This window comes from Escherichia sp. MOD1-EC6819 (assembly GCF_002965765.1).
Classification (GTDB): domain Bacteria; phylum Pseudomonadota; class Gammaproteobacteria; order Enterobacterales; family Enterobacteriaceae; genus Escherichia; species Escherichia ruysiae.
Genome location: NZ_PTRG01000002.1, coordinates 103,438 through 118,532, shown reverse-complemented (window position 1 = coordinate 118,532; position 15,095 = coordinate 103,438). Strand labels below are relative to the sequence as shown.

Below are 15,095 nucleotides of genomic sequence, written 5' to 3'. Positions count from 1 at the left end.
CCGGCATGACAGTCGGTTTCAGATTGTTGCCAAAGGGCGCACTATTCATGCCGGATGCGCTACGCCTGTCATCACCCCGCAAACTGCCTGAACAGCGCCTTCCCCTTAACCAGTCGCGCGCCCAGCCAGCCGCCGAAAAGCGACAGCAGCAGCGCACCGCTGCACGGCAGCACAATCCACAATCGCCAGTCTGGCTCCCACGGGAAATCAAACACTTTTGATTGCAGTACCGCCAGCGCCGTTTCCGCACCGATGGCGGCCACCAGGCCAGAAACAAACCCGAGCATGGCGAACTCACACCACAATGTCGTGCGCAGCAGTTTTTTGCCCGCACCGAGTGTGCGCCACACCACCAGCTCCTGATGGCGCTGACGCATTCCCACCTGCACCTGTGCCAGCAACAGCAACATACCGCAGGCGGTGACCAGCACCACCATCACTTCCAGCGCCCGACTTACCTGCTCCAGCACCTGACCGACCTGTTTTAAAATCGCACCAATATCTAACAGGCTAATGGTCGGGAACTGGCGGTTAAGTTGCGTCAACATGCCGTTGCCGTTCTCCCAGCGGAAACTGGTGAGCCAGCTTTGCGGCTGCCCGTCCAGCGCCCCTTCCGGGAAAATAAAATAGAAATTAGGCCGCAGACTTTCCCAGTCCACTTTGCGCAGGCTACTCACTTTAGCGCGGAACTCCTGGGTATCGCCCATAAAGGTGACGGTATCGCCAAGGGTAACGTTTAAGCGTTTCGCCAGCCCCTCTTCCATCGACACTTCATCAGCTTTTGGCGGCCAGTTACCGGCGACAATCGGGTTATGATCGGGCCGCGTATTTTGCCAGGTGAGGTTGAGTTCGCGGTTGAGCGCCTCATCTTCATTGCCTTCTGTCGGCTTGCCGTTAATCGCCGTCAGCCGCGCCCGCACTACCGGATAAAACGATTCCGGGACTATCTGATGTTCCGCGAGGAACGCTTTTAGCGGCGTAACCTGTTCTGTGGCGATGTTGATTAAAAAGTAGTTCGGGCTTTCTGGCGGTAGCTGCTGCTGCCAGCGGTCGAGCAGATCGCCACGCAACACCAGCAGCAGTGCCAGCAGCATAAAGGAGAGCGAAAATGCCGAAAGCTGGCTTAACGTTGACCACGGCTGACGTAACAGGCGGCTGACCGCCAGACGCAAAGGTAGCGATTTCAGCGTCAGGCGGCGAAGTACATTAAGCAACATCCAGCCCAGCACACCGCACAGCAAAGCCAGCACTACCGCGCCCGCCAGCACCGCCCAGAGCAGCATACTGCCACCCATTAATCCGGCGAGCAGCAGCACAACCACCACACTGACAATCGGCAGATAAAACTTCAGCGGCCAGACGTTCGCTACCACATCATTACGTAATACGCGTAAAGGCTGCGTTGCCAGCAACAAGCGGTACGGTCGTAGCCCCACCAGCAGCGAGATGACCGTCATGGTGCCGAGCGCCCACAGCCACGGCCAGAGGCTGGCTGGCGGTAGTGCAGCAGGCAGAACGGGCTTGAGCAGCACCATCAACACGTTTTCGAACAACAGACCTATCGCCCCACCGGTAACGGCTGAAAGCGTCAGCACCATCAACCACTGACCGACGATTAGCTTACGCAGTTGCGCTCGCCCTGCCCCCAGCGTTTTGAGGATCGCCACCAGATCGTAGCGACTGCGACAGTAATGATTCATCGCCACCGCCACCGCTGCCACTGCCAGCAGCAAGGTCAGAAGCGCCGAAAGCAGCAGGAACTGCTGCGAGCGTTCCATCGAGCGCCCCAGCGCGCCTTCGTCCTGCTCCAGCCCGTACCAACGTTGTTCGGGTTTAAGCTGCGGTAACAGCCATTTCTCATAGCCGTCGAGCTGGTTCTCGTTGCCGCCGAATTTATAGCGCCAGGTGACGCGACTCCCCGGCTGCACGGCTCCGGTTTTATCGACATCCGCCAGGTTCATCATCAGACGCGGAGCCATCTGGAAGGGGTTAAAACCGGAATCAGGTTCCTGAATTACTTCTCCGGCAATCCGCAGTGTGGCATCGCCCACGTCGATGGTGTCGCCCGTTTTCAGGTTAAGGAGCGCCATCAGGCGTGGGGCCAGTAATACGCTGCCCGCCTGCGGTTTCAGGTCTGGGGGATTAGTTTGCAGATCGCCATACATCGGGTAGATATCATCCACCGCTTTGACGTTCGCCAGCTGCGGAGTGTCGCCCGCAAAGGTCATAGTGGCGAAAGTCAGCTGCTTGCCGACTTTCAGGCCGCGCTTTTGCGCTTCCTCCAGCCACGCTTGCGGCACTTCGCGCGAACTGCGCAACGCCCGATCGCCCGCCATAAACTCCCGGCTTTGCTGGCTTAAGCCCTTCTCCATGCGATCGCTGATATTGCCCAGCGCCAGCACGCAGGCCACCGCCAGGCTTAGCGCCAGCCAGACAATTAATAGCGACGGCGAGCGCCATTCGCGCCAGAACCAACGTGCAATCATGCTTCCTCCTGCAACTGCCCGTTAACCAGCCGTAAGCAGCGGTCGCAGCGCGCCGCCAGTTGCAGGTCGTGAGTCACCATAATCAACGTGGTGCCATGTTCACGGTTGAGGGAAAACAGCAGGTCGGCAATTTTATCGCCCGTCTGGCGGTCAAGGTTGCCGGTGGGTTCGTCGGCAAACAGCACATCAGGCCGACCGTTAAAGGCTCTCGCAAGCGCCACACGTTGCTGTTCGCCGCCGGAAAGCTGTGCCGGAAGATGATCAAGACGTTTACCCAACCCTAACTGTTCGAGCAACGCTTTCGCTCCGTTACGACTTTCCACGCTACTCTCACCGCGCAGCAGCGCCGGAAGCTCGACGTTTTCCAGCGCGTTAAGGGTAGGAATTAACATAAATGATTGAAAAACAAAGCCTACGTGCTTCGCGCGCAACTTTGCCCGCGCTTCTTCGTCCATATTATGTAGCGGTTGTCCCACCAGACTCACTTCGCCACTGCTGCCGTCATCCAGCCCGGCGAGGATCGCCAGTAAGGTTGATTTACCCGATCCCGACTCGCCCACCAGTGCGATGGTTTCGCCACGTTTGACAACCAGCTCAACTCCGGTGAGGATGGAGAGTTCATGCTCCCCCTGACCGACGGACTTCTTAAGATGATGAACTTCAACAATGTTTTCCGCTGGCATTTGCCCTTCCTGTTCCTGGTTCTGTTAACCTTCCGTGCCGCCGCAGCGGACACGTTATTGATTCTGGGTGATAGCCTGAGCGCCGGGTATCGAATGTCTGCCAGCGCGGCCTGGCCTGCCTTGTTGAATGATAAGTGGCAGAGTAAAACGTCGGTAGTTAATGCCAGCATCAGCGGCGACACCTCGCAACAAGGGCTGGCGCGCCTTCCGGCTTTGCTGAAGCAGCATCAGCCGCGCTGGGTGCTGGTTGAACTGGGCGGCAATGATGGATTGCGTGGTTTTCAGCCACAGCAAACCGAGCAAACGCTGCGCCAGATTTTGCAGGATGTCAAAGCCGCCAACGCTGAACCATTGTTAATGCAAATACGTCTGCCTGCAAACTATGGTCGCCGTTATAATGAAGCCTTTAGCACCATTTACCCCAAACTCGCCAAAGAGTTTGATGTTCCGCTGCTGCCTTTTTTTATGGAAGAGGTCTACCTCAAGCCACAATGGATGCAGGATGACGGTATTCATCCCAACCGCGACGCCCAGCCGTTTATTGCCGACTGGATGGCGAAGCAGTTGCAGCCTTTAGTAAATCATGACTCATAAAGCAACGGAGATCCTGACAGGTAAAGTTATGCAAAAATCGGTCTTAATTACCGGATGTTCCAGTGGAATTGGCCTGGAAAGCGCGCTCGAATTAAAACGTCAGGGTTTTCATGTGCTGGCAGGTTGCCGGAAGCCGGATGATGTTGAGCGCATGAACAGCATGGGATTCACCGGTGTGTTGATCGATCTGGATTCGCCAGAAAGTGTTGATCGCGCTGCCGACGAAGTGATCGCCCTGACCGATAATTGTCTGTATGGGATCTTTAACAATGCCGGATTCGGCATGTATGGCCCCCTTTCCACCATCAGCCGCGCGCAGATGGAACAGCAGTTTTCCGCCAACTTTTTCGGCGCGCATCAGCTCACCATGCGCCTGTTACCCGCTATGTTGCCGCACGGTGAAGGGCGTATTGTCATGACCTCATCGGTGATGGGATTAATCTCCACACCGGGTCGCGGCGCTTACGCGGCCAGTAAATATGCGCTGGAGGCGTGGTCAGACGCGCTGCGCATGGAGCTGCGCCACAGCGGAATTAAAGTCAGCCTGATTGAGCCGGGGCCCATTCGTACTCGCTTTACCGACAACGTCAACCAGACGCAAAGTGATAAACCGGTCGAAAACCCCGGCATTGCTGCCCGCTTTACGTTGGGGCCGGAAGCGGTGGTCGCCAAAGTGCGCCACGCTTTTATTAGCGAGAAGCCGAAGATGCGCTATCCGGTGACGCTGGTGACCTGGGCGGTAATGGTGCTCAAACGCCTGCTGCCGGGGCGCATGATGGACAAAATATTGCAGGGGTGAGTTGAAGCGCGTGCTTAAGCCCCCATGTCAAAGAAAATATCGACAACAGAGAGCGACTCCATGTCCATAGAAAATATTGTCAACATTAACGAATCTAACCTGCAACAGGTTCTTGAACAGTCGATGACCACACCTGTGCTGTTCTATTTTTGGTCTGAACGTAGCCAGCACTGTTTGCAGTTAACCCCAATTCTGGAAAGCCTTGCGGCGCAGTACAACGGGCAATTTATTCTGGCGAAGCTGGACTGCGACGCGGAGCAGATGATTGCCGCGCAGTTTGGTCTGCGCGCGATTCCGACCGTATATCTGTTCCAGAACGGGCAACCGGTAGACGGCTTCCAGGGGCCGCAACCGGAAGAGGCGATCCGCGCCCTGCTGGATAAAGTGCTGCCGCGCGAAGAAGAGCTGAAAGCGCAGCAGGCGATGCAGCTGATGCAGGAAGGCAATTACACCGACGCCCTGCCATTGCTGAAAGACGCCTGGCAGTTGTCGAATCAGAACGGGGAGATCGGCCTGCTACTGGCAGAAACGCTGATTGCGCTGAACCGTTCTGAAGATGCAGAAGCGGTGCTGAAAACCATTCCGTTGCAGGATCAGGACACCCGCTACCAGGGGCTGGTGGCGCAAATCGAACTGCTGAAACAGGCGGCTGATACGCCGGAAATTCAACAATTGCAACAGCAGGTAGCGGAGAATCCTGAAGATGCCGCACTGGCAACGCAACTGGCGCTACAGTTGCATCAGGTTGGGCGCAATGAAGAGGCGCTGGAGTTACTGTTCGGGCATCTGCGTAAAGATCTCACCGCCGCAGACGGTCAGACACGTAAAACGTTCCAGGAGATCCTCGCTGCGCTGGGTACGGGTGATGCGCTGGCGTCGAAGTATCGCCGCCAGTTGTATGCATTGTTGTATTGATATTCCGTTGATCGGCACATGAACCACAACGCCGGATGCGATGCTGCGCATCCGGTATCGCATCATTTCTTCTTCAATTGCGTCACCACCAACTGGTGGCGCGAATTGTAAAACTTACGATAGGTTAAATAGCAGGCAATAATGGTCGACAAGCTGGCGGTTGAGAGCAGCATAAAGGTCACCATAATCTGATATTTAATCGCCTTCACCGGATCAATCCCGGCAAATATCAACCCGGACATCATTCCTGGTAAACTCACTAAGCCAACCGTTTTTGCTGAATCCACCGTTGGAATTAACGCCGCTCGAATACTGTCGCGTATTAATATCGCTGAAGCTTGTTTTGGCGTCGCGCCAAGACTCAGTTTCTCCTGAATCTGTTGCTGTTCGCTAATGACCCGTTGCCCTAAATTGTTGTAACACAACCCCACCGCTACCATGGCGTTACCGGCTATCATCCCGGCGATAGGGATCACCTGCATCGGGATAAATTCAATCGACCCTGAGAGAATCAGCACCGCAAGGGTAATTCCCGCCCCGACCGTAATGGCAATAAACGATGAGATAAAAGCTTTAGCAATATATTTACTGCGTTTTTGCGCGTTCCACGCCGCATTAAAGCAGATAAATAACACCATCAATAATGTCAGGCTGGCATCATCAACGCTGAAAATATATTTCAGCACATAGCCGACAATAATCAGCTGGATTATCGCCCGTCCGACACTCCAGAGAATATCTTTCTCCAGCGCCAGTTTTTCTTTATGGCTAATTAAGATTGCCACCACCACCAGCATTAATGCCAGTGCCAATGATTCGTTAGTAATATTATGCGTGTTCATAGCGTGCTTCCTGCATTTCTCCGGCATGCGGTTGCAGCGTAATCACTTTATCCGCATGATTAATTTCATCTTTATCGTGTGTTACCCACAGTACGGCAATATTTTGCTCGCGCACATAACGGTGGATCATCTCATTAACGTTATGTTTATTACTTTCATCCAGTGCACTGGTTATTTCATCCAGCAATAAAACCTTCGGCATAAATTGCAGGTTACGAATCAATGAGATGCGTTGTTTTTCACCACCAGATAGCTCGGCGATATTCTTCGTCAAAATGCTGTCCGGCAAAGCGAAGCGTTCGAGAAAATCGAGAAAAATGGCCGGGTCAGGCTGCTGGTTACGGATCTGCCAGGGAAAAATCAGGTTATCGTATACCGTGTCGCCAAACAACACTGGTGTCTGGGCACAGTAGGAGACTTGCTGGCGATACTCCTCTGGCTTCAGGGTGAATATATCTTCGCCTGCAAATAGTAACGTTCCACTACTCGGACTGATTAATGAAGCAACAATTTTTAGTAGCGTACTTTTGCCGCAGCCGGAAGGGCCGGTAATTAACTTAAATTCGCCAGCACGCAGCGAAAAATTGATGTTATTGAGAATCTTCGTATCGCCCACCTGATATCCAACATTTTGCAGTTGGAGCAAAAGACTATTTTCCTGCATTACCCATCCCTTTTTCTGATTTTTACTAAAAACAGTTTATCCTCCGCAAGAATAAGGGGGAACTCTCTTTCAGTAATCAGGTATAATTTGTTTAATCAAGCAGCAATTTTGCTCTTTATGGACGGTACAACAGGAGGTTTTTCCGATGCTTATTTTTATCCCGATTCTCATTTTTGTCGCGCTGGTGATTGTCGGCGCGGGCGTCAAAATCGTGCCGCAGGGCTATCAGTGGACGGTAGAACGTTTTGGTCGCTATACCAAAACGTTACAGCCGGGGCTCAGTCTGGTGGTGCCATTTATGGATCGCATTGGTCGCAAGATCAATATGATGGAGCAAGTGCTCGATATCCCTTCCCAGGAAGTTATCTCGAAAGATAACGCCAACGTGACCATCGACGCAGTCTGTTTTATTCAGGTGATTGATGCCCCGCGCGCCGCTTATGAAGTCAGCAATCTGGAGCTGGCAATCATCAACCTGACCATGACCAACATCCGTACCGTGCTTGGCTCAATGGAACTGGACGAAATGCTCTCCCAGCGCGACAGCATTAACTCGCGCCTGCTGCATATTGTCGATGAAGCCACCAACCCGTGGGGGATTAAAGTCACCCGTATTGAAATTCGTGATGTGCGCCCACCGGCAGAGCTTATCTCTTCGATGAACGCGCAGATGAAAGCGGAACGTACCAAACGCGCTTACATCCTTGAGGCGGAAGGGATCCGTCAGGCGGAAATCCTCAAAGCCGAAGGTGAAAAACAGTCGCAAATCCTGAAAGCGGAAGGCGAACGTCAGTCGGCGTTTTTACAGGCTGAAGCGCGAGAACGTTCCGCCGAAGCGGAAGCTCGCGCGACCCAAATGGTGTCTGAAGCCATCGCCTCCGGTGATATTCAGGCGGTGAACTACTTCGTAGCACAGAAATACACCGAAGCGTTGCAACAGATCGGTTCGTCCAGTAACAGCAAAGTGGTGATGATGCCATTAGACGCCAGCAGCCTGATGGGGTCGATTGCCGGGATTGCCGAACTGGTGAAAGACAGCGCCAACGAGCGAAATAAATCATGATCGAGCTGCTGGTAGTACACCCGCATATTTTCTGGCTGAGTCTCGGCGGTTTATTGCTGGCTGCCGAGATGCTGGGCGGAAACGGTTATCTGTTGTGGAGCGGTGTCGCGGCGGTGATTACTGGCCTGGTGGTCTGGCTGCTGCCGCTGGGTTGGGAGTGGCAAGGGGTGATCTTTGCCATCCTGACGCTGCTCGCCGCCTGGCTGTGGTGGAAATGGTTGTCACGGCGGGTACGCGAACAAAAGCACAGCGACAGTCATTTAAACCAGCGTGGCCAGCAGTTGATTGGCAGGCGGTTTGTGCTGGAATCGCCGCTGGTCAACGGGCGCGGTCATATGCGCGTCGGCGACAGTTCATGGCCAGTCAGCGCCAGCGAGGATCTCGGCGCAGGTACGCATGTTGAGGTGATTGCGATTGAAGGGATAACGTTGATCATCCGTGCGGTCATCGCCTGATGCGACGCTGACGCGTCTTATCAGGCCTACAAAACCTGCCAGTCTATGCGCGAACGTAGGCCGGATAAGGCGTTTACGCCGCATCCGGCATGTGGGCGGGGAATGGCAATTTACTCTTCTGTGGTTTTACCCATACTTTTCTGGTCTTCATCCGGATAATGTTTTTTTAAATATTCCAGGACGTTTTTATTGACCTTATGTTGGGTATACACCCACCCTTTCCAGTAATCGGGCTGATCCAGGTAAACTTCTGGCGGAATGGTGAAATCAGAAAGCGTTAACCATTCGGCTAACAAATCGGGGTTTCTCTTCTGGATCAACTGCAACAGCATGATCAGCGACATGGCAGAGGCAGGAGCCGTACTATCGCCGCTTAAATACTTCCACACCGTGGAGCGATTCGAACGAAAAAGGATAGGGAGTAACGCCCTGTCCAGATTCATTTCATTAAAAATCTTCTCAAATTCATTCATTTAATTTTCCTGCCTGGCGTAAACCTCTTCAAAATTGAGATTTATCAAAGAAACGCATTCTAACATACATCAGCAACAGCATCACGTTTAGTGCAGAAACAGAGTTTATTTCGCTTATCAAAACAAGTCTTTACGGTTTGTTACTGAGAAATAGCACAAAATGATTTTCCATTTTATTTCTAATGGAAACTTTTTTAGTTTCTATTAGTCGGTGTTTACGCTTACATCGTATAAAAACGCGCTTTACATCACACAAATGCCAGCGTAGATTTCGATCAATACGAAACGCATAACATTTCTTATAACAACAATTAATGTTGCTATAAGAAACATAAATGCGACTTACTTTGATTGAGAAAAAATGAATGAAAACTGTAAAGATATCTTTACTGGCTGTCGTTATTGCTACTGCTGTCAGTCCATCTGCCTTTGCAGGTGATACGATTGAGGCGGCAGCGACAGAACTGGAGGCAATCCAACCAGGGATGTCACATGAAGAAGTTGACCAGAAAATTGGACGCTTCATGATTCGTACTGGAAATACAGAAGCCGCGCAAAACTACCTGTTTTCGCATGGGTATATGTCTCCAGAGACGGGCGACAATATCTACCCGGAACAGACCCAGGCAGACCGCGATGCGGCACAGGATACCGCCATCCAGAATGCGCAAACCACCGCTAACACAGCAGTGTCGACCGCCAATGAAGCGCACCAGGCCATTACGTCAGCGCAAACCGAGATTGACGCCAGCAAAGCGGCTATTCATAAAAATACTGACGACATTATCGAACAGAAGAACATTCTTAGAGCTCAACAAGACCAAATTAACGATACGCAAAAAACGGTTGCTGCTACCGGTGATGTCCAGAACGCAGCGCGTTATCAGAGTATGGTCAACGCCCGTCAGGAGGCTGCGGATAACGCACAGCAGCAACAAGCCGAAGCCCAACAAACGCAGATTACCGAGCAACAAAAGCAAATCGAAGCCACACAAAAAACGGTCGCTGCCACCGGTGATGTTCAGACTGCCGCCCGTTATCAGAGTATGGTCAACGCTAAACTGGCTGCGGAAAATGAAGCCAGCACGCGCGCTTCTGCGGAGCAAGGGAAAAAAATTGACGCTCTTTCTTCTACCATGACGACGGTATCTCAAAGTGTTGCCACCGAGAACCAATCAAAAGAACTGGAAGAAATTCATGGCGATATAACAAAAACCAACACTGCGGTAAGTAAGCTGGCGGCACAACAACAGATTGATAGCGTTCATTACGGTGAACAAATTCAAAATCTGGTGCAGGATTCCACCGATACACATCAGCAGTTATCAACCACGCAAAAACGAGTAGCGGATAACAGCCAACAAATTAATACGCTCAATAACCATTTCAGCTCACTGAAAAACGAAGTTGAAGACAACCGTAAAGATGCCAATGCGGGGATTGCGTCAGCTATTGCCATTGCCTCACAGCCGCAGGTAAAAACCGGTGATTTAATGATGGTGTCTGCGGGCGCGGGAACGTTTAATGGTGAATCAGCGGTATCTGTCGGCACGTCTTTTAATGCCGGAACGCATACAGTGCTTAAAGCGGGTGTTTCTGCGGATACGCAATCTGATTTCGGTGCGGGTGTCGGGGTCGGATATTCGTTCTAAGATTTCGCTGGATACTTTATCAATATCAATAAAAACCATTAAATAAATTAGAGCAAGGACGTTTGCCTGTTTTACTCTTTACTACATTTTAAGGTTAACAATGATGAATAGCACCATTAAATCGATTTCCCTGCTGGCGTTAATCATGCTGGCTGGTTGTAGCTCTCCCGCGTCCCGCATTGCAGACTGCCAGGCGCAAGGCGTATCTCATGACACCTGTTATCTTGCCGAACAACAGCGTCAGGCGGCTATTTTAAGTGCATCCGAAGCGCAGGCATTTAAAAATGCAGAAGCCGCACAACACGCCCAAGCCGTTAAAAAATCCATTTATAAAGGTTTTGGCGTGACCTTTAGAATGAGCAGTAAGAACTTTGCTTATCTCAATGATTCATTATGTGCGATTGATGAAGATAATGCCGATGCCACAGTTTATCAGTCGGGTCTGTATAACGTGATTGTTTATCATCACACAGGAAAAGTCGCATTAATGAAGGAAGGCCAGTTTGTGGGCTATTTAAAATGAAGGATGAAAAGAAAATATCCCTGACACATATTCTGATTATCGGTGCGTTTATTTTTGCCTTCTTGCAAGTAGTATTATTAGCCTCCCTGGTTCACGCGGTTAATGCCAGCAACGCAATACAGGAAGGCTTATTTCAGACGGGACGCATTATGGTAGAAAGTTTGCAGCATATTCTTTCGGTGCAAACGGGGATTAACTGATTTTTCACCCCGCCCGATGATGACAGCAGCCGGAGAGATTTTCGATAATCGGGCAGTCGGCGCTGTCATCGCCGGGGCAGGCATTCGCCAGCGCCAGTAACTGGTCGCGCATGGATTGCAGTTCTTCGATATGTCGCTCGATCTCCGCCACCTTCTCCAGCGTGCGCCGTTTTACATCAGCACTGTGGCGCTGCGGGTCGTTAAACAGATTCACCAGTTCGCCGCTCTCTTCCAGGTTAAAGCCCACCTGGCGCGCCTGGCGCAGTAAGGTCAGTTCGTTGAGATGCTGCTGCGTGTAGGTACGATAACCGTTTTCGCTGCGCATCGGTGGTGTCACCAGCCCCTTCTCTTCATAGAAGCGAATGGCTTTGCTGGTCAGGCCGGTAATTTTTGCTACATCGCTAATGTTCATCGTTCGCGCAACGCCTCCTGTGCTTTGTTAAAGGGTTTCAACAGATAATCCAGCACGCTCTTTTTGCCGGTGCGGATATCGACCGTCGCCACCATACCGGGAAATATCGGAAACTGCTGTTTGCTTTTATTTTCCAGATGGTTGCTGAAAGTGCGAATGTACACCCGATAGTAATAAACATCGCGCCGCACTTCATCCTGCACGGTATCCGGTGAAATCACCGCCACTTCTCCCGGCAGACCGCCATAAATGGAGTAATCGTAAGCGGTTATTTTCACCAGCGATTTTTGCCCAGGATGGATAAACGCCACATCGCGCGGGGAGATTTTTGCCTCAATCAGCAATTGCTCATCCAGCGGCACAATGGTCAACAGTTTACCACCGGGGGCAATGACGCCGCCAACCGTGGTGACATCAATATCCTGAACAATGCCACGAACTGGCGCAGTAAAGTTGAGCCTGGTGAGGGAGTCTTCACGCCCACGGATCACCGAACGCTGGGTTTCCACTTCCGCATTGGCTTTCGCTAACTCTTCCCGCGCCTGTACGTAGTATTGCGTGCGCACGTCGCTAAGTTTGTTTTCCAGTTCATTGGCCTGGCGTTGCAGGCGCAGCACTTCGACGCTGCTCGCAGCCCCTTGTTTCACCAGCGGCTGGGTCATCGCCAGTTCACGGTTGACCAGGCTAATCCCCTGCGTCAGCCCGGTGGTGGCTTTGTTCAACCCGTCGCGGCGAGTGTTGTACAACGCCGTTTCCGACTCGATAAGTTCGGGGAATTTATTCAGTTCGTCAGGGAAGACCAGCGGTTTATTACTCACTTCCGCCCGCAGCCGCGCCGAGGTTGCCAGCGCCGCGTACAAGCGCGACATCGCTTCCTGGACGTCGGATTCCGTTTTGGTGCGGTTAAGCTGCGCCAGCGGCTGGCCCTGTTCAACAATATCGCCAACCTTGACGTCGAGATGATACAGAATTCCGCCTTCCAGCGACTGCACCACCTGTTCGCGCCCGGAGGGTTCTACCGTGCCGCTGCCGGTGGTCACTTCATCAAGCTGGAAGTACCACGCCCAGCCGAGAAAACAGAGCAGCATTACGGCAGTCACGCGTACCGCCAGCGCCGAACGCGGCAGGCGAGGTTCAGTCAGGCCACGGTTGTATTGCAGTTGTCCGTTCATGCGGCAGACCCCTTATTCTTCTCCTGCAACACCACGCGTCGCGCCGTGGGTTCGCCCTGTTCACGCAAAATAGTCTCTTTCGCGCCGTCCATCACAATGCGCCCCTGATCCATCACGATTATCCTGTCCACCAGTTGCAGCATCGCCGTGCGGTGAGTGGCGATAATCAGCGTGCGATGCCCAATCCACTGTTTCAGTTGTTCGATTAAATACGCTTCCGCCATTTCGTCCAGCGAGGCGCTGGGTTCATCGAGCAGCACGATATTGGGTTGAGAGATGAGCAGCCGCGCCAGCAGCAGCGTTTGCCGCTGACCACCAGAGAGGCCAAATCCCCCTTCCTGAATCATGTAGTTGAGGCCGTTTTTCTGCTTCTGCACAAAGGGCAGCGCCCCGCTGAGGGTTAATGCGCGTTCGATATCTTCATCGCTGGCCTCCGGCATTCCCATGGTGAGGTTTTCCCGCAGCGAACCAAAAAACAGTCGTCCGGTTTGGCTCAGCAGCCCCATGTCGCGGCGCAGATCCGCCGGATCAAGCTGCCCGATGCTGATGTTATCCAGCAACACCTGCCCCTGCTGGGCGATACGCATTCCGGCGAGCATTTGCAGCAGCGTTGATTTACCCGCGCCGTTGCGCCCAAGAATGGCTATTTTCTCACCAGCCTGAATGTTGAGTTTGCCAATCGCCACATCGGCAATCTTCTCTTCTTCGTCATAATAAAACACCGCGTTGCTGAACTGATAATTACCGTGCAGCACCGCTTTATGCACCAGTTTGCCGTGCTCGGGCTGATCCACCGGGCGCTTCATCAGTTCATCAAGGCCATTACGCGCCACTTTCGCCTGCTGCCAGCGCGAGAGTACGCCGGAAATCTGCGACAGCGGCGCAATGGTGCGCGAAGCCAGGATCGTCGTCCCGACCAGTGCGCCGGTGGTCATGTCACCGTTCATCACCATAAAACAGCCCACCAGCAGCACCACCACATAGACGATGGATTGCACTTCCTGGGTCCAGGTGAGCAGCAGCCCGGTGAGAAAGCGTTGCTTCATGCTGATGGAGGACGCCACGTCGTTGGTATGATTCCACTGATTCTGGAAACGCTGTTCGGCGCGCAGCAGTTTGATATCTTCAATCGACTGCACGGCTTCCACCAGCGTCGCGTTGCGTACCGCCGACTCGCGCATCCCTTCGTTCGCCAGCCGCGCCAGCGGGCGTTGCACCAGCAGGCCGGGGATCACCAGCAACGGCAGCGCCAGCAAAACCACCAGCACCAGCCAGCCGCCGATCATCCACAGAATAAAGACAAACAGCAGGAAGAATGGCAGATCCGCCACCGCACCGATGGTGGTGGAAGTAATAAGCTCCCGCACCGATTCCAGCTCGCGGATCTGCGAGATAAACGACCCGGTGGATTTCGAGCGCACGTTATTTTTCAGCCGTAACGCATGACCAAAAACGCGATCCGAAATGCGTAAATCCGCCCGTTTACCAATCACATCGGAAAGATGTGTGCGCACCATGCGCATACAGAACTCAAACAGGATCGCCATCATCACCCCGGCGAACAGTACCCACAGCGTCGGGTAGGACTGCGCCGGAACTACCCGGTCGTAAACCTGCATCGAGAAAATCATCGCCGCCAGCGCCAGCACGTTCGCCACCAGTGACGCCAGCATAATATCGCCGTAGCGCCGCCAGTCTTTTAGCGAGAGATTCCAGAACCAGTTCGCCTGATACGGGCGAATGTAGTCATCCACCCGTGCATCTGGAATGGCGCTGAGCGGGCGCAGCAGCGCCAGTTCGACGATTTTATCCTCAACATCCGCGACGTTAAGCGTGGTTTCCAGCCCTTCGTCACCGCTGAACTGAATGCTGATATTGTCGTGATTGTCGCGGCGGGTGATCACGCCAATCTGCTGATTATCAAACACCGCGATCAACGGCAGCCGCCACGGGTTAAGCGAATCGGCGGAGAACTCGACCAGCCGCAGCCCCATTCCCAACTGCCGCGCCATGTCGGTGAGTAACTCCTCCCGCTTACTGTCGCGCTCCCAGTTGACGGTTGCGCGCACATTCTCCTGAGAAAAATCGAGCCGATAATAGCGCGCCACGGCGATCATCGCCTCCAGCCAGGCTTCCACGGACTGGGCATTTTTTTTCATTAT

General features: G+C 52.9%; 16 protein-coding genes. 8 read left to right on the top strand and 8 right to left on the bottom strand.

Annotated features, from left to right (window positions below):
- Positions 1 to 71 precede the first annotated feature (71 nt).
- On the bottom strand, positions 72 to 2,486 hold the full coding sequence (gene ybbP / locus A7Z06_RS03065) for a putative ABC transporter permease subunit YbbP (RefSeq protein ID WP_000561812.1): 2,415 nt from the start codon (positions 2,484 to 2,486) through the stop codon (positions 72 to 74).
- On the bottom strand, positions 2,483 to 3,169 hold the full coding sequence (gene ybbA, locus A7Z06_RS03060; protein ID WP_001110581.1) for a putative ABC transporter ATP-binding protein YbbA: 687 nt from the start codon (positions 3,167 to 3,169) through the stop codon (positions 2,483 to 2,485). Before ybbA ends, ybbP begins: the two co-directional genes overlap by 4 nt.
- Between ybbA and tesA the strand changes: the two genes are divergently transcribed.
- Genes tesA through cnoX form a run of 3 tightly spaced genes read left to right on the top strand, consistent with a single transcriptional unit; the run spans position 3,140 to position 5,477 of the window.
- Entirely contained in the window at positions 3,140 to 3,763 is a 624-nt protein-coding gene (gene tesA, locus A7Z06_RS03055) for a multifunctional acyl-CoA thioesterase I/protease I/lysophospholipase L1 (protein WP_024165218.1), read from the top strand. The genes ybbA and tesA overlap by 30 nt on opposite strands.
- Entirely contained in the window at positions 3,753 to 4,562 is an 810-nt protein-coding gene (gene ybbO / locus A7Z06_RS03050; protein WP_000148957.1) for an NADP(+)-dependent aldehyde reductase, read from the top strand. The genes tesA and ybbO overlap by 11 nt, the downstream gene beginning before the upstream one ends.
- A 60-nt stretch (positions 4,563 to 4,622) precedes the next feature.
- The gene (gene cnoX, locus A7Z06_RS03045) at positions 4,623 to 5,477 is read left to right on the top strand and encodes a chaperedoxin (RefSeq protein ID WP_010347709.1); all 855 of its coding nucleotides are present in this window, start codon (positions 4,623 to 4,625) and stop codon (positions 5,475 to 5,477) included.
- Between the two features lie 62 nt (positions 5,478 to 5,539).
- Here cnoX and fetB read toward each other — a convergent pair whose 3' ends face one another.
- Positions 5,540 to 6,319, bottom strand: coding sequence for an iron efflux ABC transporter permease subunit FetB (gene fetB, locus A7Z06_RS03040; protein ID WP_010347707.1), 780 nt, complete (start codon positions 6,317 to 6,319; stop codon positions 5,540 to 5,542).
- Positions 6,306 to 6,983: an iron efflux ABC transporter ATP-binding subunit FetA gene (gene fetA, locus A7Z06_RS03035; protein ID WP_001157528.1), complete on the bottom strand. Its 678-nt coding sequence runs from the start codon at positions 6,981 to 6,983 to the stop codon at positions 6,306 to 6,308. The genes fetB and fetA overlap by 14 nt, the downstream gene beginning before the upstream one ends.
- Before the next feature lie 145 nt (positions 6,984 to 7,128).
- Here fetA and A7Z06_RS03030 point away from each other — a divergent pair, with 145 nt between their 5' ends.
- Together A7Z06_RS03030 and A7Z06_RS03025 are read left to right on the top strand one after the other, a co-directional pair.
- Entirely contained in the window at positions 7,129 to 8,046 is a 918-nt protein-coding gene (locus A7Z06_RS03030; RefSeq protein ID WP_000904498.1) for an SPFH domain-containing protein, read from the top strand.
- On the top strand, positions 8,043 to 8,501 hold the full coding sequence (locus A7Z06_RS03025) for an NfeD family protein (RefSeq protein WP_000571572.1): 459 nt from the start codon (positions 8,043 to 8,045) through the stop codon (positions 8,499 to 8,501). Before A7Z06_RS03030 ends, A7Z06_RS03025 begins: the two co-directional genes overlap by 4 nt.
- Before the next feature lie 110 nt (positions 8,502 to 8,611).
- On the opposite strand, the gene A7Z06_RS03020 is transcribed toward A7Z06_RS03025, so the two are convergent.
- Complete coding sequence (locus tag A7Z06_RS03020) at positions 8,612 to 8,974, bottom strand: hypothetical protein (RefSeq protein WP_001001645.1); 363 nt, start codon at positions 8,972 to 8,974, stop codon at positions 8,612 to 8,614.
- Between the two features lie 365 nt (positions 8,975 to 9,339).
- On the opposite strand from A7Z06_RS03020, the gene A7Z06_RS03015 reads away from it, so the two are divergent.
- From A7Z06_RS03015 to A7Z06_RS03005, 3 genes are all read left to right on the top strand, one after another.
- A complete protein-coding gene (locus A7Z06_RS03015; RefSeq protein ID WP_000859594.1) occupies positions 9,340 to 10,626 on the top strand; it encodes a YadA-like family protein in 1,287 nt (428 codons plus the stop codon).
- A gap of 100 nt (positions 10,627 to 10,726) precedes the next feature.
- A complete protein-coding gene (locus A7Z06_RS03010; RefSeq protein WP_024165217.1) occupies positions 10,727 to 11,149 on the top strand; it encodes a hypothetical protein in 423 nt (140 codons plus the stop codon).
- A complete protein-coding gene (locus A7Z06_RS03005; protein ID WP_000650964.1) occupies positions 11,146 to 11,349 on the top strand; it encodes a hypothetical protein in 204 nt (67 codons plus the stop codon). The genes A7Z06_RS03010 and A7Z06_RS03005 overlap by 4 nt, the downstream gene beginning before the upstream one ends.
- A 4-nt stretch (positions 11,350 to 11,353) precedes the next feature.
- Here A7Z06_RS03005 and cueR read toward each other — a convergent pair whose 3' ends face one another.
- The 3 genes from cueR to A7Z06_RS02990 are packed head-to-tail and all read right to left on the bottom strand — an operon-like array spanning position 11,354 to position 15,092.
- On the bottom strand, positions 11,354 to 11,761 hold the full coding sequence (cueR, locus tag A7Z06_RS03000) for a Cu(I)-responsive transcriptional regulator (protein ID WP_001026747.1): 408 nt from the start codon (positions 11,759 to 11,761) through the stop codon (positions 11,354 to 11,356).
- Positions 11,758 to 12,933 (bottom strand): HlyD family type I secretion periplasmic adaptor subunit, encoded by a 1,176-nt coding sequence (locus A7Z06_RS02995; protein ID WP_001014325.1) that lies wholly within the window; start codon positions 12,931 to 12,933, stop codon positions 11,758 to 11,760. Before A7Z06_RS02995 ends, cueR begins: the two co-directional genes overlap by 4 nt.
- Positions 12,930 to 15,092, bottom strand: a complete 2,163-nt coding sequence (locus tag A7Z06_RS02990; RefSeq protein ID WP_000739042.1) for a type I secretion system permease/ATPase — start codon at positions 15,090 to 15,092, stop codon at positions 12,930 to 12,932. The genes A7Z06_RS02995 and A7Z06_RS02990 overlap by 4 nt, the downstream gene beginning before the upstream one ends.
- Positions 15,093 to 15,095: the final 3 nt, after the last annotated feature.